General features: G+C 66.7%; 18 protein-coding genes. 7 read left to right on the top strand and 11 right to left on the bottom strand.

The features are described 5' to 3' along the window. The 3 genes from AB839_RS19470 to AB839_RS19460 form a co-directional block, all read right to left on the bottom strand. The coding region (locus AB839_RS19470; protein ID WP_061480605.1) for a Mur ligase family protein at nucleotides 1-825 on the bottom strand (825 nt) is incomplete at its 3' end. 41 nt (nucleotides 826-866) lie between these two features. Continuing rightward, nucleotides 867-1,511, bottom strand: a complete 645-nt coding sequence (locus tag AB839_RS19465; protein WP_005415444.1) for a histidine phosphatase family protein — start codon at nucleotides 1,509-1,511, stop codon at nucleotides 867-869. Nucleotides 1,512-1,711: 200 nt separating this feature from the next. Further along, nucleotides 1,712-3,874, bottom strand: coding sequence for a S46 family peptidase (locus AB839_RS19460; protein ID WP_061480604.1), 2,163 nt, complete (start codon nucleotides 3,872-3,874; stop codon nucleotides 1,712-1,714). Between the two features lie 512 nt (nucleotides 3,875-4,386). On the opposite strand from AB839_RS19460, the gene tdh reads away from it, so the two are divergent. Beyond that, the gene (tdh, locus tag AB839_RS19455) at nucleotides 4,387-5,409 is read left to right on the top strand and encodes an L-threonine 3-dehydrogenase (RefSeq protein ID WP_005415442.1); all 1,023 of its coding nucleotides are present in this window, start codon (nucleotides 4,387-4,389) and stop codon (nucleotides 5,407-5,409) included. 185 nt (nucleotides 5,410-5,594) lie between these two features. On the opposite strand, the gene AB839_RS19450 is transcribed toward tdh, so the two are convergent. Next, entirely contained in the window at nucleotides 5,595-6,290 is a 696-nt protein-coding gene (locus tag AB839_RS19450) for a TorF family putative porin (protein ID WP_061480603.1), read from the bottom strand. A 200-nt stretch (nucleotides 6,291-6,490) separates the two neighbouring features. Here AB839_RS19450 and kbl point away from each other — a divergent pair, with 200 nt between their 5' ends. Beyond that, nucleotides 6,491-7,699 carry a glycine C-acetyltransferase gene (gene kbl, locus AB839_RS19445; protein ID WP_005415440.1) on the top strand — a complete coding sequence of 403 codons (1,209 nt, stop codon included), beginning with the start codon at nucleotides 6,491-6,493 and terminating at the stop codon, nucleotides 7,697-7,699. 119 nt (nucleotides 7,700-7,818) lie between these two features. On the opposite strand, the gene AB839_RS19440 is transcribed toward kbl, so the two are convergent. The 4 genes from AB839_RS19440 to AB839_RS19425 form a co-directional block, all read right to left on the bottom strand. Beyond that, on the bottom strand, nucleotides 7,819-8,154 hold the full coding sequence (locus tag AB839_RS19440; RefSeq protein WP_005415439.1) for a hypothetical protein: 336 nt from the start codon (nucleotides 8,152-8,154) through the stop codon (nucleotides 7,819-7,821). Between the two features lie 84 nt (nucleotides 8,155-8,238). Beyond that, the gene (locus AB839_RS19435; RefSeq protein ID WP_061480602.1) at nucleotides 8,239-9,045 is read right to left on the bottom strand and encodes a pseudouridine synthase; all 807 of its coding nucleotides are present in this window, start codon (nucleotides 9,043-9,045) and stop codon (nucleotides 8,239-8,241) included. A gap of 20 nt (nucleotides 9,046-9,065) precedes the next feature. Next, entirely contained in the window at nucleotides 9,066-9,572 is a 507-nt protein-coding gene (locus AB839_RS19430) for a hypothetical protein (protein ID WP_005408235.1), read from the bottom strand. A gap of 218 nt (nucleotides 9,573-9,790) precedes the next feature. Continuing rightward, on the bottom strand, nucleotides 9,791-10,882 hold the full coding sequence (locus AB839_RS19425) for an OmpA family protein (protein ID WP_061480601.1): 1,092 nt from the start codon (nucleotides 10,880-10,882) through the stop codon (nucleotides 9,791-9,793). 357 nt (nucleotides 10,883-11,239) lie between these two features. Between AB839_RS19425 and AB839_RS19420 the strand changes: the two genes are divergently transcribed. The 5 genes from AB839_RS19420 (at nucleotide 11,240) to AB839_RS19400 (ending at nucleotide 16,708) form a co-directional block, all read left to right on the top strand. Then, complete coding sequence (locus tag AB839_RS19420; RefSeq protein WP_061480600.1) at nucleotides 11,240-12,259, top strand: zinc-binding alcohol dehydrogenase family protein; 1,020 nt, start codon at nucleotides 11,240-11,242, stop codon at nucleotides 12,257-12,259. Between the two features lie 195 nt (nucleotides 12,260-12,454). Continuing rightward, on the top strand, nucleotides 12,455-13,087 hold the full coding sequence (locus AB839_RS19415) for a membrane protein (RefSeq protein WP_061480599.1): 633 nt from the start codon (nucleotides 12,455-12,457) through the stop codon (nucleotides 13,085-13,087). 134 nt (nucleotides 13,088-13,221) lie between these two features. Next, complete coding sequence (locus tag AB839_RS19410) at nucleotides 13,222-15,252, top strand: NADPH-dependent 2,4-dienoyl-CoA reductase (protein WP_061480598.1); 2,031 nt, start codon at nucleotides 13,222-13,224, stop codon at nucleotides 15,250-15,252. Nucleotides 15,253-15,553: 301 nt separating this feature from the next. Then, nucleotides 15,554-16,012 carry a cell wall hydrolase gene (locus AB839_RS19405; protein WP_004154513.1) on the top strand — a complete coding sequence of 153 codons (459 nt, stop codon included), beginning with the start codon at nucleotides 15,554-15,556 and terminating at the stop codon, nucleotides 16,010-16,012. Nucleotides 16,013-16,096: 84 nt separating this feature from the next. After that, nucleotides 16,097-16,708, top strand: a complete 612-nt coding sequence (locus tag AB839_RS19400; protein WP_061480597.1) for a glutathione S-transferase N-terminal domain-containing protein — start codon at nucleotides 16,097-16,099, stop codon at nucleotides 16,706-16,708. 123 nt (nucleotides 16,709-16,831) lie between these two features. Here the strand turns inward: AB839_RS19400 and AB839_RS19395 are convergent, their stop codons facing one another. From AB839_RS19395 to prpE, 3 genes are all read right to left on the bottom strand, one after another. After that, nucleotides 16,832-17,887 (bottom strand): suppressor of fused domain protein, encoded by a 1,056-nt coding sequence (locus AB839_RS19395; protein ID WP_061480596.1) that lies wholly within the window; start codon nucleotides 17,885-17,887, stop codon nucleotides 16,832-16,834. A 46-nt stretch (nucleotides 17,888-17,933) separates the two neighbouring features. Beyond that, complete coding sequence (locus tag AB839_RS19390) at nucleotides 17,934-18,437, bottom strand: hypothetical protein (protein ID WP_005415431.1); 504 nt, start codon at nucleotides 18,435-18,437, stop codon at nucleotides 17,934-17,936. Between the two features lie 193 nt (nucleotides 18,438-18,630). Beyond that, entirely contained in the window at nucleotides 18,631-20,511 is a 1,881-nt protein-coding gene (prpE, locus tag AB839_RS19385; RefSeq protein ID WP_061480595.1) for a propionate--CoA ligase, read from the bottom strand. Nucleotides 20,512-20,945: the final 434 nt, after the last annotated feature.

Below are 20,945 nucleotides of genomic sequence, written 5' to 3'. Positions count from 1 at the left end.
CGCCGCGCGCGGCACCGGCTTGTCCAGCGCGCGCAGCGCGGCGATGGCCGCACCGGCATTGGCCAGCTGGATCGGGCCGGCCAGCGCCGGGGTCGGCAGTTCCATGCGCAGGCCGACATCGCGCCAGCGCCAGCGCTGGGCGTCGATCGGCTCGTAGAAGTAATCGCTGCCGCCGCGGATCGCGTTGGCACCGACCAGGTAGGCACGCGCGAGCACGCTCGAGGGCGGGTCGGTCTCGCCCAGGATCACCGGCTTCCAGCCGCGGATGATGCCGGCCTTCTCGGTGCCGATCGCCTCGCGGTCCTCGCCCAGCCATTCGGCGTGGTCGATGTCCACGGTGGTGATCACCGCCACGTCGGCGTCGACGATGTTGACCGCATCCAGGCGGCCGCCCAGGCCCACTTCCAGCACCGCCAGGTCCAGCCCGGCGTCGGCGAACAGCTGCAGCGCAGCCAGCGTGCCGTACTCGAAATAGGTCAGCGTGGTCTCGCCACGCGCGGCCTCGACCGCACTGAACGCAGCGACCAGCGCGGCATCGTCCACGTCCTGGCCGTCGATGCGCACGCGCTCGTTGTAGCGCAGCAGGTGCGGCGAGGTGTACGCGCCGACCTTCCAGCCGGCGGCACGTGCAATGGCTTCGATGAAGGCCACGGTGGAGCCCTTGCCGTTGGTGCCACCGACCACCATGGTGCGCTTGCCCGGCGCCCCCAGGCCCATCGCGGTGGCCACGGCGCGCACGCGCTCCAGGCCCATGTCGATGGTCGCCGGGTGCTGGCGTTCAATGTAGTCCAGCCAGTCGGCCAGGGTGGTCGGGGTGTTCGTCACGGCAGCGGTTCCAGCAGAAGCAGTTGGTGCGAGGGGATCGATCAGAGTGCGCGGTGCTTGGCTTCGCCGAAGAACGGCGTGTGGTGGGCGCAGTCGTTCAGGCGCACCACTTCCAGGCTGTCAAGGTCGGCGCCTTCGAGCAGGTTGAGCGTGGTCGGTGCCTGGCGGAAGGTCCACAGGCGGGAGATCGGCAGGCCCAGCACCTTGCACAGGATCACGCGGTTCACCGCGTCGTGGGCGACCACCAGCAGGGTGTCGTGCTCGCCGAGGCCGTCGGTGGCGCGGGCCAGGCCGCGCCAGCTGCGCTCCAGCACCAGGCGCAGCGATTCGCCGCCGGGCATCAGCACGGTATCCGGCTCCTCGCGCCAGGCCTGCAGGCGCGACGGATCCTTCTCGTGGATCTCGCTGGCCAGCAGCCCTTCCCATTCGCCGTGGGCGATTTCCTGCAGTTCCGGCTCGGTCAGCAGCATGTCGGCACGTGCGGCGCCAAGCGCCAGCTGCGCGGTGCGCTGCGCGCGCGACAGCGGCGAAGCGACGGCACGGGTAATGTCGACCGAGGCCAGGCGGGCACCCAGTGCCTGGGCCTGGGCTTCGCCGATCGGCGACAGCGGGATGTCGATCTGGCCCTGGTAGCGGCCTTCGGCGTTCCACGGCGTTTCGCCGTGGCGGGCAAGCAGGATGCGCATGCGTGCAAGGGGTCCTGGGGGGAGGAGGTTCCCGCGTTTCGTTCACATCCTGTGAAGTGCGCGGAACACGGATGATACCTGTTCGGCGCACCGGGTCGGGGCGGGCATGAAAAAACCCCGCGACGTGGGTCGCGGGGTTTCGAGAACTCCGGCTGTCTGGTCGAGGTTGCCGGCCAGCGGCCGGCACTACCGCAACCGGTTTATTTCGCCAGGTTCAGTTCCTTCAGCAGCTGCGGCGCCGGCGCCACTTCCTGCATGATCCACTGCATGTAGCGGCTGTCGACGGCGATCATGCGGGTCATCACCGGGTCGAACACCCAGTTGGAGCTGACCGATTCCCAGTTGCCGTCGAATGCCAGGCCGACCAGCCTGCCGTTGGCGTCCAGCACCGGCGAACCCGAGTTGCCACCGGTGATGTCCAGGTTGGACAGGAAGTTCACCGGCACCGAACCGATGCGCTTGTCTTCCAGGCCGCCATAACGCTTGGCCTTGACCGCGTCGAGCAGCGCCTTCGGCGAATCGAACGGATCTTCACCGGTTTCCTTCGCCGCCACGCCTTCCAGGGTGGTGAACGGGGTGTACTTCACGCCGTCCTTGCCGTAGCCCATGACGTTGCCGAAGGTGATGCGCAGCGACAGGTTGGCGTCCGGGTAGACGAACTCGCCCTGGCTCTTCTTGTAGTCGGCCACGGCCTGCAGGTACAGCGGACGCGCGGTCAGCGATTCGCCTTCGCGGATCTTCTTCTGCTCTTCCTGCTTCAGCAGTGCCGGCATGACAGCCACGGCGTACTGGATGGCCGGATCGCTGCTGGCTTCAAATGCGGCACGGTCGGCCTTGAACCATTTCAGGCGTGCGTCCAGGCTGCCGAGCTCGGTGCCCGACAGCTTGCCCACCAGCGCCTTGACTGCGTTGGCATCGCTGCCGGCCAGCCACTTGTTCAGCACTTCATTGTCGCGCTGCGCGGCCGGCAGGGCCACGTACTGCTCCAGCCAGTAGGCCTGCAGCTGCTGGTCCATCTTCGCCACGTAGCGGCGGTCCATCTGCTTCAGGCCACCTTCAATGGTGGTCAGGTCGCGCTCCTGGTAACCGGCTTCGCGCTCGGCATCCGGCTTGCTGCGCTCGATCGACAGGCGGTACAGGGTGATCGCCGCGCCAACGGCCGAGGTGTTGTTGAACTGGCCGACGAACAGGTCGCGTTCGCGGGTCGACTTGCTGGTATCCAGATGCTTGAGCAGCTGCGCATGTGCGGCCAGCGCGGGCTTGCCGGCAGCGCCCTGCTTCTTCAGCCACGCCAGCACGGCGGCCTCTTCCGCCTGTTTCTGGCCGGCGGCGTCGATGCGCTTGAAGCCTTCCAGCTGGCCCAGGTAGTTCTTGGCCACGTTGTTCATGCTGGCGGCGGTGGCGGCGTACTTCACCTTGACGTCGGCGTCGGCCTTGCCGGCGTCGGCGATCATCTTCAGCACGGCGTTGTAGTGCTTGGCGATGGTCGGGTAGGTGAAGCTGGCGGTTTCGTTGAACTCACCGGCCAGCGCGTAGCGGTTGGTGCGGCCCGGGTAGCCGGCCACCATCACGAAGTCGTCGGCGCCCAGCGGCTGGTCGGCGAACTTCAGGAAGTGCTTGGGCTGGTACGGCACGTTGTCGGCGGCGAAGGCGGCCGGCTTGCCGTCCTTGCCGACGTAGGCGCGGTAGAACGAGAAATCGCCGGTGTGGCGCGGCCACATCCAGTTGTCGACGTCGCCGCCGAACTTGCCGACGCTGCCCGGGGGCGCGTAGACCAGGCGCACGTCCTTGATTTCCATGTTGCGGAACAGGCGATAGGTGTTGCCGCCGGAGAAGCTGTACAGGCGGCAGCGGAACCCGGCATCGGCTTCACAGGCGGCAACCTGGGCCTTGTCGAAGGCGTCCAGCGCGCGACTGCGGGCCAGCGGGTCGTTGCCGGCGGCGGCGATGGCGGCCTTGGCCTGGGCGGTGACGTCGGTGATCTGGTCGAGCACGAACACGCGGGCGTTCGGGCCGGCGCTCAGTTCGTCCTTCAGGGTCGGCGCGTTGAAGCCGTCCTTGATCAGGTTCTTCTGCGCGGTCGAATTGAGCTGGATGGCGCCATACGCGCAGTGGTGGTTGGTGACCACCAGGCCCTGCGGCGAGACGAAGCTGGCGGTGCAGCCGCCCAGCGCAACCACCGCACCCATCGGGTCACCGGTCAGGTTGGCCAGCTGCTCCGGGGACAGCTTCAGGCCGGCCTTCTGCAGCGGCCCGGCGATTTCCGGCAGCTGCTGCGGCACCCACATGCCTTCTGCGGCGTGGGCGACCTGGACCAGCCCAAGGCTGGCGACGATGGAAAATGCAAGCAGGTTCGAGCGCATGGAGCGGCCCCTGGTAGTGGAACCCTCGATTGTAGCCCGCCGCCCTGCCCCGGCCCGAACCCCGGAAGTCATGCAATCGGATGCTTCCACCGTTCAGCGTCTCCACTGCGATCGGACGGAGGCGGGAGGCCAGGCCGATGCAGGACACGCCGTAAACCCCGCTCCGCGGCCCGGCCCAGCCGCTGGCGGCTGTGCGTTCTGGCGCTTGCGAAGCAGTGCTTCGCAAGCAAAGCGCCCTCACCCATGGGGGCTCGGTCGCGCCATCCATGGCGCTCACGGTCCTGCATCGGCCTGGCCTCTCGCCTCCCCACAGTCCCCTGGCCTCGGACGGTAGCGCCGAGCCATGCCCGGCGAGCGAAGCGGCGCTGCTGTTTGCAGCACGTTCGAAACGCCCGCCGGCGCACGTCTTTCGTTCCGCCACTGCACCCGCAGCGCAACATGGGAAATCCGCGCGGCACCCTATAATCCGCGCTTTCCCCCTGATGAGTTCCACCCCGATGGCGCAGCAAACGATGAAGGCCCTGGTCAAGCGCGAAGCAGCCAAGGGCATCTGGATGGAAGAGGTTCCGGTGCCGACTCCGGGCCCCAACCAGGTGTTGATCAAGCTCGAGAAGACCGCGATCTGCGGTACCGACCTGCACATCTACCTGTGGGACGAGTGGAGCCAGCGCACGATCAAGCCGGGCCTGACCATCGGCCATGAATTCGTCGGCCGCATTGCCGAAATCGGCCCGGGCGTGACCGGCTACGAGATCGGCCAGCGCGTCTCGGCCGAAGGCCACATCGTCTGCGGCCACTGCCGCAACTGCCGTGGCGGCCGCCCGCACCTGTGCCCGAACACCGTCGGCATCGGCGTCAACGTCAATGGTGCCTTTGCCGAATACATGGTGATGCCGGCCAGCAACCTGTGGCCGATCCCGGACCAGATCCCGTCGGAGCTGGCCGCGTTCTTCGACCCGTACGGCAACGCTGCGCACTGCGCACTGGAATTCGACGTGATCGGTGAGGACGTGCTGATCACCGGCGCGGGCCCGATCGGCATCATCGCCGCCGGCATCTGCAAGCACATCGGTGCGCGCAACGTGGTGGTGACCGACGTCAACGACTTCCGCCTGAAGCTGGCCGCCGACATGGGTGCCACCCGCGTGGTCAACGTCGCCAACCAGTCGCTGAAGGACGTGATGAAGGAACTGCACATGGAGGGCTTCGATGTGGGCCTGGAAATGAGCGGCAACCCGCGTGCGTTCAACGACATGCTCGACTGCATGTACCACGGTGGCAAGATCGCCATGCTGGGCATCATGCCCAAGGGTGCCGGCTGCGACTGGGACAAGATCATCTTCAAGGGCCTGACCGTGCAGGGCATCTACGGCCGCAAGATGTATGAGACCTGGTACAAGATGACCCAGCTGGTGCTGTCCGGCTTCCCGCTCGGCAAGGTGATGACCCACCAGCTGCCGATCGACGACTTCCAGAAGGGCTTCGACCTGATGGAAGAAGGCAAGGCCGGCAAGGTCGTGCTCAGCTGGAATTGACCCGAAGGGTCAATTCCCCCGCATGTTTCCTTATCCCCGCGCCTTTGGCGCGCCCCCTTGAACAACAAGGGGGCTCTTCCCCAGATGGGATCAAGAACACCGCGGAACTGAAAAAGGCGCCCGATGGGCGCCTTTTTCGCAATGCGTGCCAGGCAAGCCTGGCACCTGCCGTAACGCCTGCGGCGTTACTTGCCGACGGCCACGGTCAGCAGCACGCGGCTGTGTGCCAGCTTGCCGGAGTTGTCGCGACCGTTGCCGTCGGTGCCGTAGTAGCCGAGGCCGACGTTGAACAGGCCGAACTGGCGTTCGACGCCGACGTTCCAGTCGGTATAGTCCTTGGCGATGCCGTCCTCGAAGGTGCTGCGGCCGACGTTGGCATTCAGGGTGAAGTCCTTCGGCAGGCCCCAGCTGCCGCCCAGGCCGAAGTACCAGCCATCGGTGCTGCTGTTCCAGACATCGTTGGTGTAGGCCACCGTCAGCTTGTAGGTCTCGTCCAGCGTGGTGGTGGTGATCAGCTCGTTGTAGTTCAGCTCGCTGGCACCGAGGTAGGTGTAGCGGTTCAGCAGCGCGTCGAAATTGACGCGGGGCGTGACGTCAACGCCGTAGCCGATCTGGTAGTCCACCTCAGTGCTCGGGTCGCCCGGACCGAAGTCGACGCCCGAACCCCAGACACCGGCATACAGGCCGACCGGCGAGGTGTAGGTGAAACCGGCCTGCAGGGTCGGCTTTTCGTCGGTCTGCGAGACACCACGGAACAGGTAATCGGAAACGGCGGTGACGTTCCAGCTGTACGGCGATTCGTTTTCCTGCGCACTGGCGGTGAACGGGGCGGCCAGGGTCAAGGCAGCGGCAATGGCGAGGCAGGCACGGGCGTGCTTCATGAGCGTCTCCGGTGGGGGCGGTGGCGTGGCGCGGAAGGCGAGAGCGGCCGGAGCGGGACAGCGCCGGTTCACGAATTTTTAACCCGTTTGCTATTGCGATGCAACATGTGTCCGCCGTGGCGATGCCCCGCCCGGGTCGGTTGGCAAGCGGCGATGCCCGGTAGAATCGGCGGTTTCCCGTTCAGAGCCGTGCCCACGCCATGACCGACGCCTCCTCCGCCCTGACCCGCCACTACGCCGAGGAACTGGACGCCATCCGCGCCCAGGGCCTGTTCAAGTCCGAGCGGATCATCACCAGCCCGCAGTCGGCCGAGATCACCCTCGACGACGGCCGCAAGGTGCTGAATTTCTGTGCCAACAACTACCTGGGACTGGCCGACCATCCGGACCTGATCCAGGCCGCCAAGGACGCACTCGATACCCACGGCTTCGGCATGGCCTCGGTGCGCTTCATCTGCGGCACCCAGGACCTGCACAAGCAGCTGGAGAAGCAGATCGCCGACTTCTTCGGCAAGCAGGACACCATCCTGTACGCGGCCTGCTTCGATGCCAACGGCGGCCTGTTCGAGCCGCTGCTTGGCGAGAACGACGCGATCATTTCCGATGCACTGAACCATGCTTCGATCATCGACGGCGTGCGTCTGTGCAAGGCCAAGCGCTTCCGCTACGCCAACTGTGACATGGCCGATCTGGAAGCCCAGCTGCAGGCCGCCGATGCCGCCGGCTGCAAGACCAAGCTGATCACCACCGACGGCGTGTTCTCAATGGACGGCTTCATCGCGCCGTTGGACGAGATCACCGCGCTGGCAAAGAAGTACAACGCCCTGGTACACATCGACGAATGCCATGCCACCGGCTTCCTCGGTGCCACCGGCCGCGGCTCGGCCGAGGTCAAGGGCGTGCTGGAGAAGATCGACATCATCACCGGCACTCTGGGCAAGGCCATGGGTGGCGCACTGGGCGGCTTCACCTGCGCCAGCGCCGAGGTGATCGAACTGCTGCGCCAGCGCTCGCGCCCGTACCTGTTCTCCAACTCGCTGCCGCCGCACGTGGTAGCCGCCGGCATCAAGGCGTTCGAAATGCTGGCGGCCGCTGACGACCTGCGCAGCACCCTGGCCGAGAACACCGCCTACTTCCGCGAAAAGATGACCGCCGCCGGTTTCGACGTGAAGCCGGGCGTGCATCCGATCAGCCCGGTGATGCTGTATGACGCACCGTTGGCGCAGAAGTTCGCCGAGCGCCTGCTGGAAGAAGGCATCTACGCTATCGGTTTCTTCTTCCCGGTGGTGCCCAAGGGCCAGGCCCGCATCCGTACCCAGATCAGCGCTGCGCACAGCCGCGAGCACCTGGACCGGGCAATCGACGCCTTCACCCGCATCGGTGTCGAACTGGGCGTGGTCAAGGGCTGATCACGGCCGGGGTCGGATCCCCAGGGGTAGCGCCGGGCCATGCCCGGCGATTTCCCGAAAGCCGCGCCATGCGCTCGCCGGGCACGGCCCGGCGCTACCGAAATGACGCGCGACGCGCGTCACTTCTTTTTCTTCTTGCCCTTCGGCTCTTCCTTGCTGGCAACCACTACCGGCTTGGCGGCAGCGTCCTGGCCATTGCCCTTGGCAACGCGGATGCCGTTGGCCTTCATCCAGGCATCGAACTCATCGGCGGTCATCTTCTTGTCGCCGTTGCTCATCAGGAAGCGGTAACTGCCGCGACCATCCAGCTCCGGGGTTTTCACTTCCACCACCGGGGTCTCGGCAGGCGTTTCCGCCTTGGCCACCTTCTTGTGGCCGCCGCAGGCGGCCAGCAGCACCATCGGCAGCAGCAGGCCTGCACAGCGCAGGGTTTGATTGAGGGTCGGGTGGTACATGGCAGGCTCCGTTCGGGAAAGTCGACAGCCAGGCGCCCCCTACGCCTGGAACGGCGGCCGGCAACTGCCGGCCACGGGCGATGATCAGCCCGGTGCAGCGGCCCCCAGCCGCTGCTGGTCGCTGACCTGCAGAACCCGCCACTGGCCCTTGCCGAGATCGCCGAGCAGCAGCCCACCGATCGCGACCCGGACCAGGCGCAGCACCTGCAGGTCGAAGGCCGCCAACAGGCGGCGGATATGGCGGTTGCGGCCCTCGTCGAGGACCACCTCCAGCCATGCGGTCTTGTCGCCACTGCGCAGTACGCGCACGGCACGGGCGGCGAGGAAATCCCCCTCATCCTCCACCCCGGTCTGCAGTGCCGCCAGGGTGGCGTCATCGGGCAGACGATCCACCTGCACGTGATAGGTCTTCTGCGGGCCGGTCTCCGGATCGGTCAGGTGCGCCGCCCACTGCGGATCATTGCTGAACAACAGCAAGCCTTCGCTGGCCTTGTCCAGGCGCCCGACCGGCGCGATCCACGGCAGGCCGGCACCATCGAAGCAGCGATACACGGTGTCGCGACCACGCTCGTCCTGCGCCGTGGTGACCACCCCGCGCGGCTTGTTGAGCATCAGGTACAGGCGCTGCGGCGCCCCCATCGGCTGGCCGTCGACCTCGATCGGCGGCACCGGCTGGCCAATCGGAAATTCCGGGTCGCGCACGATGCGGCCGGACACCCGTACGCGGCCTTCGGCAATCCAGCGCGCGGCCTCGCTGCGCGAGCACACACCCGCCTTGGACAGCACGCGCGCCAGGCCATGGCGCACGCCACTGGATACATTCGGAGTCGCACGCCCACGCGGTGCGCGGGAGCGGGCGGCGGGGGCGGCAGGCGGGCGGCGCGTGCGCAAGCCTCTGCTCCCCGCGGCGCTTACTTCTTGTCGACCGGCTTGGTCTCAGCCGGTGCTTCGGCCGGGGCCGGAGTGGCGGCCGGAGCCGGACGCGCCTTGACCACGCGAACGCCGCGCGCCTTCATCCAGGCGTCGAACTCTTCGGCGGTCATGCGCTTGCCGTTCTGGCTCATGTCGAAGCGCCAGGGCGTGTTGTCGAATTCGGTCTGCGGCTTGTAGGCCGCCGGATCGTTCGGCTTCACCGCCGGTGCGCTCGGAATGGCCTTGGCGATGTTCTGGCAGCCGTCGATGCGCAGGCGCTGCAGCACCTGGTCCAGCGACTGCGACGGGTCGTAGTTGCTGCTCAGCACACCGGCCGGCATGCCCAGCTGGTTGCCACGGATGTACAGCTCGTCGGCCACTGGCGCGATGGTCGTGGCCGGCAACGGCAGCGGCGAGGCGCTGGTGTTGACCGAGCAATCGACCGCAGCGTGGGCGGCGGGAACCAGGGCCAGCGCCAGGACGGCGGCCGATGCAGAGCGCAGCATGAGGGGCATCCACGGAAGGAAGTGACGCGGCGAGTTTAGCAATGCCGCGTCAGCTTTCAAGCGCCACTTTCAATGAATACGACAACTTGTTGGTTTTACGGACAAAAGACCGACGAACGGTTGTGTTGCCGCGTCACAGGCGAGCTTCCTGGCCGCAGAAACAACAAGACCCGGCCGAAGCCGGGTCCTGCTGTGTCCTACGGGCAGAGCGTCAGAACTTAGTTCTGGACGTTCAGCTCGGTACGACGGTTCTTGGCGCGACCTTCCGGGTTGTCCGAACCATCCGGGTTGGTGTTCGGAGCAATCGGACGGCTCTCGCCGTAGCCGATCGGGCCGACCAGGCGACCGGCGTCAACGCCGTTCTTGGTCAGGTAGTTGTACACGGCGGTAGCACGACGCTCCGACAGCTTCTGGTTGTAAGCGTCGGTACCCTTCGAGTCGGTGTGACCGGCAACTTCAACGCGCAGATCCGGGTAACGCTTCAGGATCTCGGTGGCTTCGCTCAGGATCGCCACGGCGTCCGGACGCAGGTTCGACTTGTCGAAGTCGAAGTTGACGCCCTTCAGGTCGATGGAGACCGGAACCGGGCAACCGTCCGGACCGATGGTCTGACCCGGCTGCGAGTTCGGGCACTTGTCGTCGCAGTTGTTGACGCCGTCACCGTCGTCGTCCAGGTCGGCGCAGCTCGGGGCAACCGGAGCCGGAGCCGGAGCAGCCGCGACCGGAGCCGGGCCCAGCGGGATCACGACGCCGACCGAAGCCAGCACGTCGCCGAACCAGCTCTCGTCACGTGCGGCGATGCTCTGGTCGTCGAAGTCAGCGCGGTAGGCCACTTCGGCGCGGACAGCAACACGCTTCTCGAAGGTGGTCTGCAGGCCGACGCCCAGCTTGGCGGCCAGGTTGCCGTCCTTACGCTGGCGCGGGCCGTTGTTGTCGAGCGCAGCGTACTCTTCTTCCGACTTCTGGTAGCCCAGGCCACCGACGATGTACGGGTTCCAGCCGCGGCCTTCCTTGATGAAGTGGCGACGCAGGTCCAGCGAGACGCCGTACTGCGACCAGTTCAGGTCCTGGTTGCTGTCGAAGTTCGGGTTCTGGTAGTTCAGCTCACCGTCCAGCGACCAGTTCGGGCTGATGAACTTACCCAGGCCCAGGGTCACGAACGGAGCGTCATTGGTCAGACGGTCGCTGTCCTGGAAGTTGAAGCCGGCCGAACCGGTCAGGTACCAGCGGTCATCGAACTCCTGCGCCGAAGCTGCCTGGGCGAAAGCCAGGCCGCCCAGCAGCGCGGCAGTAAGGATCTTCTTGTTCATTGAGTACAGCTCCTATTTCGGGGGTATGAAACCGGTAGAGGCATGGGCCAGCACTAGTGCGTCGATGTTCGACAGCCGATTCAGCACGCCACCGCCGCGAACATTATGCTCAGGCGGGTGAAGGCCATGTTAACAGTCCCGTAACATGTGAAGTGTTGCGCCCGACCGTCCACCGGTCCGACGTTGAAACCCTATACAGGATGATGAAAATCCGCAAGACCCACACGCTGCAAGGGTTTGACGGGGTTTAGGCGCGAGAAGCGACATATTGCGCAACGTGCTGCATCACACGGTTCAGCGCGTCTGAGGAAACGTGAGGAACCTTATGATGGGATCACGAACCCAGCCGGAGCCGTGATGAAAGCCGTCGCCCTGAGTCGTGAATACGCACCCGCCCTGCGTGATGTCCTGCTGCCGCCGCCGCTGCCTCCTCGCGGCCGCGATCTGCTGGTGCGAATCGAAGCGGTTTCGGTCAACCCCGTCGATGGCAAGCAGCGGGCCGCCACCGATCCGGCCACCCTTGAGGTTCCCCGGGTGCTCGGCTGGGACGCAGCCGGCGTGGTCGAAGCCATCGGTGACGAGGCCAGCCTGTTCGCCTCCGGTGACGAGGTCTACTTCGCCGGTGACGTTACCCGGCCGGGCTGCAACGCCCAGTACCAGTGGGTTGATGAGCGCCTGGTCGCGCGCAAGCCGACCACGCTCGATTTCGCTGAAGCGGCCGCGCTGCCGTTGACCACTCTCACAGCCTGGGAACTGCTGTTCCAGCGCATGCCGCTGCAGCTCGATGGCCGCCGCCACGTGGGCCAGCACCTGCTGGTGATCGGCGGCGCCGGCGGCGTCGGCTCGATGGCGATCCAGCTGGCACGCCATGCCGGTTTCGAGGTGATCGCCACCGCCTCGCGCGAGGCCTCGATCGACTGGTGCCGGCAGATGGGGGCCACGCATGTGATCGACCATCGGCAGCCACTGCAGCCCCAGTTGCGGGCGCTGGGCATCGATGCGGTGCAGGTCGCGCTCAATCTGGCCGACACCGACCACTACTGGGATGAACTGGGCCAGCTGCTGGCACCGCAGGGCCACGTCGGCCTGATCGTCGAGCCGCGGGGTGCGCTGCGCATCGGCGATCCCTACAAGGCCAAATGCATCGGCATCCACTGGGAATTCATGTTCGCGCGTTCGCGCTTTGCCACCGCCGACTGTATCGAACAGCACCGCATCCTCAGCCGTGCGGCCAGCATGATCGATGCCGGCCAGCTGCGTGGCACGCTCAAGGAGACGCTGGGCACGATCAATGCGGCCAACCTGGACATCGCGCATCAGCGCCTGGCCAGCGGGCGCACGGTAGGCAAGCTGGCGCTGGTCGGCTGGGACGACTGACGCGGTGATGTAGAGCCGAGCCCACGTTCGGCTGCTGTGCCTGCCGCCACCCGCAGAGCACGGGCTCGGCCCTGCACAACCGCCCGCATGCAGGATCGACGCTACCTGTAGCAACGGATTGGCCGGCATCTGTATCTATGGATGATGCAGAAACAGCGATACGGTGGAAACAGATCCTCGCCCCCCCGGACCGCCATGCCCACCGCCCTGCCCTTGCGCCTGCTGCAATTGATCACCGGCCTGTTCCTGTACGGCTTCGGCGCCTCGCTGATGATCCGTGCCGCCATCGGCGTGGCACCCTGGGATGTGCTGTCGCAGGGCATCGCTGCGCAGACGCCGCTGTCATTCGGCCTGGCAACCAATGCCATCGGTGCATTGGTGCTGCTGCTGTGGTGGCCGCTGCGGCAGAAGCCGGGCGTCGGCACCGTGCTCAACGTGATGCTGATCGGCCCCTCCGCACAGTTCGGGCTGTGGCTGCTGCCGCCGGCCGTCGGCCTTGGCTGGCAGCTGGCGATGTTCTGTGGCGGCATGCTGCTGGTGGCGCTGGCCACCGGCCTGTACATCGGTGCCCGCCTTGGCCCGGGGCCACGCGATGGTCTGATGACCGGTCTGCATGCTCGTACCGGCTGGCCGATCTGGAAGGTGCGCAGCCTGATCGAAGGCAGCGTACTGCTGCTGGGCTGGTGCCTGGGCGGCAATGTCGGCCTCGGCACCCTCGCCTTCGCCCTGCTGATCGGGCCGCTGTGCGGAATGACGCTGGGCTGGTTCGGGATCGGTCGACCCGCGCCGGTAGTGCCGGCCGCTGGCCGGCAACCGCAATCGCCCTGAGTTGACCGGAATGCCGGCCAGCGGCCAGCACTACCAAACCGTCAGACAGCGGCCAGCCCTTCCAAAGAAGCGGCCCTTGCCCCGGCCGCCGTTTCGCGGCACGCTTCGCGCTTCCGTACGCAAGCGTATCGACCATGTCGCCAGCCAACGAAAGCGCCTATCCCCACCTGTTCGCCCCGCTGGACCTGGGCTTCACCCAGCTGCGCAACCGCGTATTGATGGGTTCGATGCACACCGGCCTGGAAGATCGCGCCCGCGACTTCCCGCGGCTGGCGGCCTACTTCGCCGAGCGCGCCGAGGGCGGCGTCGGCCTGATCGTCACCGGCGGCTTCGCGCCCAATGTGGTCGGTTGGTTGAAGCCATTCGGTGGCAAGCTGTCCTGGCCCTGGGAAGTGCGGCCGCACCGCCAGCTCACCGCCGCCGCGCACCAGCACGGCGCGAAGATCTGCCTGCAGCTGCTGCATGCCGGCCGCTATGCCTACCACCCGTTGTCGGTGGCACCGTCGAAGCTGAAGGCACCGATCAACCCGTTCACCCCGCGCGCATTGTCGGCCAGCGGCGTAGAGCGCCATATCGCCGACTACGCTCGCAGTGCCAAGCTGGCCCGCGAGGCCGGCTACGACGGCGTGGAAGTGATGGGCTCGGAGGGCTACCTCATCAACGAGTTCATCGCCCCGCGCACCAACAAGCGCGCCGATGCCTGGGGCGGCGACGCGCGCCAGCGCATGCGCTTCGCGGTCGAGATCGTGCGCCGCATCCGCGAGGCCTGCGGCCCGGACTTCATCATCATCTACCGCCTGTCACTGGTGGATCTGGTCGACGACGGCAGCGACTGGGACGAGATCGTTCAACAGGCGCAGGCGATCGAGGCGGCTGGCGCAACGATCATCAATTCCGGCATCGGCTGGCACGAAGCGCGCATTCCGACCATCGCCACCTCGGTGCCGCGCGCGGCCTTTGCCGGCGTCACCGCCAAGCTCAAGCCGCATGTGAAGGTACCGCTGGTGGCGACCAACCGCATCAACATGCCCGACGTTGCCGAACGCATCCTGGCCGGTGGCGGCGCCGACATGGTGTCGCTGGCACGCCCGCTGCTGGCCGACCCGCAGTGGCCGAACAAGGCCCGTGCCGGCCGCGCGGAGGCGATCAACACCTGCATCGCCTGCAACCAGGCCTGCCTGGACCACGTGTTCGAGAACAAGCTGGCCAGCTGCCTGGTCAATCCGCGCGCCGCCCACGAGACCGAGCTGGTCTATCGTCCCACGGCTACGCCGAAGAAGGTTGCGGTGGTCGGTGCCGGCCCCGCCGGCCTGGCCTGCGCCACTGTCGCTGCCCAGCGTGGCCACCAGGTCACCCTGTTCGATGCCAATGACGAGATCGGCGGCCAGTTCAACGTGGCCAAGCGCATCCCCGGCAAGGAAGAGTTCCACGAGACCCTGCGCTACTTCCGCCACGCGCTGCAGGAGACCGGCGTACAGCTGCGCCTGGGTACCCGCGTCGACGCTTCCCAACTGGCTGGCTTCGACGAGGTGGTGCTGGCCACCGGCATCACCCCGCGCAAGGTCGATTTCCCCGGTGCCGATCACGACAAGGTGGTGAGCTACCTGGACGTGCTGCTGGGACGGGTCGAAGTGGGCGCCAATGCGGCGATCATCGGCGCCGGCGGCATCGGCTTCGATGTCGGCGAATTCCTCAGCCACGCCGGTGAATCCCCCTCGCTGGATCCGCAGCGCTGGATGGCCGAATGGGGCGTGGATGCCAGCTTCGAGGCACGCGGCTCGCTGGGCCGGCCCCAGGTCGAGCCGTCACCGCGGCGCTTGTGGCTGCTGCAGCGCAGCCCGGGCAAGCCAGGCGCGCGGCTGGGCAAGACCACCGGCTGGATCCATCGCGCCACACTGAAGGCCAAGGGCGTGCGCATGCTCGGTGGCGTCGAGTACCTGGGGGTGGACGACGAGGGCCTGCGCATCCGCGTGGACGGCAGCGAACAGCTGCTGCCGGTCGACCATGTGGTGATCTGCGCCGGGCAGGAACCGAACCGCACGCTGCAGGCCGAACTGCAGGCGGCCGGCATCAACGCGCAGCTGATCGGTGGTGCCGACGTGGCCGCCGAACTCGATGCGAAACGCGCCATCGACCAGGGCAGCCGGGTCGCCGCCGCGCTCTGATGAGCGCCTGAATGGGGGACGGAATGTGATTTCCGTCACCCCGGTTGAACCTGAATGTCAAGCCGAGCGGTTCATGATGCGTTCGGCTATGCCCCCCTACCTTGCGCCATCTTTCCGCTCACCAGCCAGTTTCCGGTGAGCCGGCGCAGTCCCCACGATCGGTACTGATCGTTTCTTTTGGGGCTGCCCACGGGGCGGCCCCGATGGCCGCCTCCCCATGACGCCAAGTCGTCCCCCGCCTCCTGCCGCCCCGCGGCCGGAACCGGAGGGTGCGGCCCATACGGAGCAAGGAGTTAGTTATATGAAACTGGCCTGGATTCTCTGGCTGTCGCAGTTGCTGCCTCAGCCGGCCGCTGATTCACTGTGTTTGAGCACCACCGTCTACCTGGAAGCCCGCGACCAGACCCTGCGCGGCCAGCAGGCCGTTGCCGAGGTTGCCCTGCGCCGTCTCGACAGTGGCCTGTGGGGCGACTCGATGTGCCAAGTGGTCACCGCGCGCAAGCAGTTCGCACCGACCATCGTCTCCCCCGGCACCCAGCTGGGCAATGACGCGGCGTGGAGCGAAGCGATGAACGTGGCCTTCGACGCCGAGCGCAACTGGGCGCTGCCGGCCGGCGAACGCCGCGAGATCGTCCCCGGTGCCAGCCACTTCGCCGCGCTGTCCATCGCCAGCCCGAACTGGCGCAACGCCTACCAGGTGGCGACCATCGGCGATCACACCTTCTACAAGGTGCAGAACCTCAAGCCGCGGCAGTCGTAACGATCCGTGCTGGCGGCAGCGTTGCCGGCCGCCGCCGGGCTCTGGGATAGTGGGCGTTTCCCGCCCGCATCACCTGGAGTTCCCATGAAGCTGTACAGCAAGCCCGGTGCCTGTTCCACCGCCGACCACATCGCCCTGCAGTGGACCGGCCAGCCGTTCGAAGTTGAACTGCTGAACAAGGACACCCTGAAGGGTCCGGAATTCCTCAAGATCAACCCGGCCGGTGCCGTTCCCGCACTGGTCGACGGCGACTTCGTGCTGCTGCAGAACGCCGCGATCATGGGCTACATCGCCGACAGCTTCCCGCAGGCCGGCCTCGGCGGTGATGGCAGTCCGCGCCAGCGCGCCGAAGCCACCCGCTGGCTGGCCTTCGTCAATTCCGACGTGCACCCGGCCTTCTCGCCGCTGTTCGCGCCGGGCAAGTTCATCGCCGACGAGAGCCAGTTCGATGCGATCCGCGCCGCCGCGCACAAGCGCCTGCGTGGCCTGTTCGAGACCGCCGACAGGCAGCTGGCCGACAAGCCCTGGCTGGCCGGCTTCCGCAGCTTCGCCGACCCGTACTTCTACATCACCCTGCGCTGGGCCGCCGGTACCAAGGTTGATCTGTCCGGCCTGGACAACCTGGCCGCCTACAGGGCACGCATGGACGCCGATGCCGGCGTGCAGGCCGCGCTGAAGGCCGAAGGCCTGGCCTGAGGATGACCCGGGGGTCAGGGCCGTTTGCGTGTCGAACGGATCTGACCCCGCTGGTTGCCAAACGCGGGGTCGGATCCGCCTGTACCGCAGGCGGCTCTGACCCCATCCGTTGCATCCTCACACTCAGCCGATCTGGCGGATCACTTCGCCCTTGGCATCGCGCAGATAGGTCGGCACCACGTCGATGCGCAGCGCCTCCGTCAACGGGTAGATGCCACGTTCGGCACGCACGCCGGCCAGGGCCCGCAGCCCCGCCTCGCTCAGCGCCCAGCGCGCGCTGTCCGCCGACAGTTCGCCCACGTCGCCATGCCCGGCTGGAATGAACGCCCATTGCCGCTCGCGACTGACCAGTTCCAGCGACTTTCCGTGGCGCAGGCGCAGCGGCAGCAGTTCGCACACGCTGGCGACCTGGCCCGCGCCGAGCACCAGCGTGGTGACGCCCGCCTCCTGCCGCCAGTCCAACGTCTCGACGAACAGCATGCCGGTGCTGGAGCCCTCGCGCTCGCTGCCGGCCCTCACCCGTTCGGCCAATGCCGGATCTTCCAGCAGGTTGCCGCGATGCAGGTCGCTGATCCACAGCGGCATCGCCGGCTGCAGTGCCTGCAGCACGCCACGCGTCGACCAGCGCTTGACCGCCTCCATCTCCTCATCGGTCAGCCCGACCAGCTGCAGGAACTGCAGGTGGCCATTGGCGGTGTCGCGTGCCGGCAACTGCGGGTCGGCAATGAAGGCCAAGTGGCACAACCGCGTGTCGGTCTCCAGTGCGATCGGGCCGTTCGCATTCAGATGGTGGCCATCCTCGAACACGTTGCCGCTGCCGAACACATAGCGCGCCAGGTTCTGCAGCAGGTTCATCGGCCACACCGGCGGCGTGCTGTCGGCGTTCTCAGCGGCTTCGGCAGCAAGACGGAACGTCAGCTCGAAACCATAGCCGCTGGCGGCAGCATCACTGCTCTCCTTGGCATACAGCTCGGAGAAACCGTAGGTGATGTAGTGCCAATGCGGAACCGGCGCATCCGCCCAGTACACGCTGATGCCATCCAGCGGATCCTGGCCGCCGAGCGTGTAGGGAAGCGCGGTGCCGTAGTGTCGCGGCTCCTGCCCGGCATACAGCGGCGCCAGCGCCGCATTGATCGCGTCCCAGCCGGGGGTGTCGGTGTCATCGTGGTCGTCCTGCACGCGGGACTCCTTGTGGGAAAGTGAACCGATCACTTTACGCGGTGGCTCAGGCCTGCACGACCTCTTTGCCAGCGTTTACTACGGCGGACTGGGTTTCCTGCCACCAGCGCTGGGCCAGCGCCGGGCTGCGCGCCTTGCCCACCGCCGCCAGCAGTTCCGGGCAAAGGCGTTCCAGCGCCAGCGCATCGGTGCAGCGTTCGATCTTCAACTGCATGAAGTAGCCCTTCAGCCCCAGATGGCGCCGCACCGCCTCGCTCATCGCGTCGTACAACTGCTGGTACAGCGCCGGGTCCTGTTCGCGGCCGGTGCTGATGCCACGCGCCGGAGCGGCCTCTACGCTCCCGCCGATCACCTCGATCAGTCCCTGTGCGGCCAGCTGCTCCAGTGCATCCGGAGGTGCGCGCAGGCCATCGAACAGGCCACGCAGTTCGGTGTCATCGCGATGGCCATCAACCATCAGCAGGATTGAACGCAGTGCCGCCGGCAGGCGCCGGCCACGGTCTTCGATTTCCTGACGGCCAGCCGCCGTCTTGGCGTGCAGCAATGCCATTGCCTCCCCCTCCCTCGATGCGCAATGCCGGCGCGCCCTGGCGGGCACGCTCCCCTGCAACCGAGCTTAGCGCACCGGTTGCAGGGAGGAAGCTGCGGTGCAGCAACGGCCTCCCCTGTAGAGCCGAGCCCATGCTCGGCTGCTTTGGCAAGGCATGCGGAGCCGAGTATCGGCTCGGCTCTACAGAAGCAGGTCAGCGGCCCAGCGCGCGGCGGATTTCCTCCAGCGCGCTGGGATCATCCAGCGTCGACAGGTCGCCCGGGTCACGCTGCTCGGCCAACGCCTGCAACGAGCGCCGCAGCAGCTTGCCCGAACGGGTCTTGGGCAGCGCGTTGACCACGTGCACATGCGCCGGGCGCGCGACCGCACCAAGCGAAGTCGTCACTGTCGCCATCATCTCGGCCACCACCGGCGCCGGATCCTCGCCCTCAAGCCCCTGCTTGAGGGTGACGAACACCAGCGGCACCTGCCCCTTCAGCTCGTCCTTGACCCCGATCACGGCAGCCTCGGCCACGCGCGGGTGGCTGGAGATGGCCTCCTCGATCTCGCGCGTACCCAGACGATGCCCGGCCACGTTGATCACATCGTCGGTACGGCCGAGGATGAAGGTATAGCCATCGTCATCGCGGATCGCCCAGTCCAGCGAGCTGTACAGCAGTTCCTTGAAGTGGCTGAAGTAGCTCTGCAGGAAACGGCTGTCGTCGTTCCACACCGTGCTCATGCAACCCGGCGGCAAGGGCGGCGACACCACCAGCACGCCCTTCTGCCCCGGCGCCACTTCCTCGCCGGTGTTCTCGTCGATCACCTTCATCCGATAGCCGAGATTGGGGAAGCCCGGTGAACCGAAGCGGACCGGCTTCATCTCCAGGCCCGGCAGCAGGGTCAGTGCCGGCCAGCCGGTTTCGGTCTGCCAGTAGTTGTCGATGATCGGCTTGCCCAGCGCTTCGCTGATCCAGTGCGCGGTGGGTTCGTCCAGCGGCTCGCCGGCCAGGAACAGGTACTTCAGGGCGCGCAGGTCGTGGCGATGGATGAAGTCCGCGTCGTGCTTCTTCAGCACGCGGATGGCGGTGGGTGAGGAGAACATGGTGCGCACGTTGTACTGTTCGCACAGCGCCCACCAGATACCCGGGTCCGGATTCGTCGGCAGCCCCTCGTACAGCAACGAGGTGCAGCCACCGATCAGCGGGCCGTACACGTTGTACGAGTGGCCCACCGCCCAGCCGACGTCGGAAGTGGAGAACATCACCTGGCCCGGCTTGCAGTCGAACACGGTCTCCATCGACTGCGCCATCGCCACCGCATAACCACCGACATCGCGCTGCACGCCCTTCGGCTTGCCGGTGGTGCCGGAGGTGTACAGCAGGTAGCTCGGCTCGCTCGCTTCCAGCCACTGCACCGGCACGTCGACTTCACCGACCTGAGCACGCAGCGTGGCGTAGTCCACGTCGCGACCCGGCACGCGGGGTTCGGCGGCATCCAGCCCGCGCGAGACGATCAGCACGTGTGGCGGAGGCGACGCCGCTTCGGCGCAGGCCGCGTCAACCATCGGCTTGTATGGAATCAGCTTGCCACCGCGCATGCCGGCATCCGCTGCGATCAGCAACTTCGGCTTCGCATCGTCGATGCGCAGCGCCAGGTTGTGCGCGGCGAAGCCACCGAACACCACCGAGTGCACCGCACCGATGCGCGCGCAGGCCAGCATCGCGAACACGGCTTCGGCCATGTTCGGCATGTAGATCACCACGCGGTCACCGTGGCCGACGCCGAGATGCTTGAGCACGGCGGCGAAGTCGTTCACTTCGCGATACAGCTGGCGATAGGTGATCTCGCGGGTGCTGTTGGTTTCGGTGGAAATCGCAACCAGCGCGAGCTGGTCGGCGCGCGTTGCCAGGTGGCGGTCGACGGCGTTGTAGCAGAGATTGGTTTCACCACCGACGAACCAGCGCCGGAACGGCGGGTTGCTGTAATCGAGCACCTGCTGCGGCGGTTTGTGCCAATGGATGCGCTTGGCTTCCTCGCCCCAGAACGCCTCCGGCTCGTCGATCGAGCGACGGTAGGTTTCCTCGTAGTTCATGACGCAGCCCTCCCAGACAAAGTCATGGGTTCGAGGATAGTCCGGCGCTGGCGCGCGGGCCGCCCTACCTTGGTAGGGGGTGGGGTTTGTTGTGCAGGGCTTGCAGCCCTGCACCTCGGTACGCGCCATCGCATGCGCGCTGCCGCTCCCACGCTTCGCTGCGCGAACCGCGGGCCCCACTTACCAACACCCAAACCCCCGCCGCTTCGCGGCCGCTCCCTGACTCAGGGGGCTCTGCCCCAGACACGATCCGACGCCCGCCATGCCGGATCTGACCCCGGATGTATTTCGATATCTGACAGATTCCATCCACGCATAGCATGTTCCATCCACGCATAGCATGGATCCATCAGATCGCGGGAATCTATCAGAGGCGGGACGGTGTCGGAGTACGGGGTGTCAGCCGCATGGGCCCGAGGCATGCCTCGGGCGGG

Origin of the sequence: Stenotrophomonas sp. DDT-1, from assembly GCF_001580555.1 — a bacterium.
Taxonomy (GTDB): Bacteria; Pseudomonadota; Gammaproteobacteria; order Xanthomonadales; family Xanthomonadaceae; genus Stenotrophomonas; species Stenotrophomonas sepilia.
Note: the sequence above shows the minus strand (reverse complement) of the source record. Positions and strands in the feature narration are given on the sequence as shown.

Coding starts and splice junctions, on each gene's coding strand:
- AB839_RS19465 (WP_005415444.1), bottom strand. CDS start 1,511: ATGCGCATCCTGCTTGCCCGCCACGGCGAAACGCCGTGGAACGCCGAA.
- AB839_RS19460 (WP_061480604.1), bottom strand. CDS start 3,874: ATGCGCTCGAACCTGCTTGCATTTTCCATCGTCGCCAGCCTTGGGCTG.
- tdh (WP_005415442.1), top strand. CDS start 4,387: ATGAAGGCCCTGGTCAAGCGCGAAGCAGCCAAGGGCATCTGGATGGAA.
- AB839_RS19450 (WP_061480603.1), bottom strand. CDS start 6,290: ATGAAGCACGCCCGTGCCTGCCTCGCCATTGCCGCTGCCTTGACCCTG.
- kbl (WP_005415440.1), top strand. CDS start 6,491: ATGACCGACGCCTCCTCCGCCCTGACCCGCCACTACGCCGAGGAACTG.
- AB839_RS19440 (WP_005415439.1), bottom strand. CDS start 8,154: ATGTACCACCCGACCCTCAATCAAACCCTGCGCTGTGCAGGCCTGCTG.
- AB839_RS19430 (WP_005408235.1), bottom strand. CDS start 9,572: ATGCTGCGCTCTGCATCGGCCGCCGTCCTGGCGCTGGCCCTGGTTCCC.
- AB839_RS19425 (WP_061480601.1), bottom strand. CDS start 10,882: ATGAACAAGAAGATCCTTACTGCCGCGCTGCTGGGCGGCCTGGCTTTC.
- AB839_RS19420 (WP_061480600.1), top strand. CDS start 11,240: ATGAAAGCCGTCGCCCTGAGTCGTGAATACGCACCCGCCCTGCGTGAT.
- AB839_RS19415 (WP_061480599.1), top strand. CDS start 12,455: ATGCCCACCGCCCTGCCCTTGCGCCTGCTGCAATTGATCACCGGCCTG.
- AB839_RS19410 (WP_061480598.1), top strand. CDS start 13,222: ATGTCGCCAGCCAACGAAAGCGCCTATCCCCACCTGTTCGCCCCGCTG.
- AB839_RS19405 (WP_004154513.1), top strand. CDS start 15,554: ATGAAACTGGCCTGGATTCTCTGGCTGTCGCAGTTGCTGCCTCAGCCG.
- AB839_RS19400 (WP_061480597.1), top strand. CDS start 16,097: ATGAAGCTGTACAGCAAGCCCGGTGCCTGTTCCACCGCCGACCACATC.
- AB839_RS19390 (WP_005415431.1), bottom strand. CDS start 18,437: ATGGCATTGCTGCACGCCAAGACGGCGGCTGGCCGTCAGGAAATCGAA.
- prpE (WP_061480595.1), bottom strand. CDS start 20,511: ATGAACTACGAGGAAACCTACCGTCGCTCGATCGACGAGCCGGAGGCG.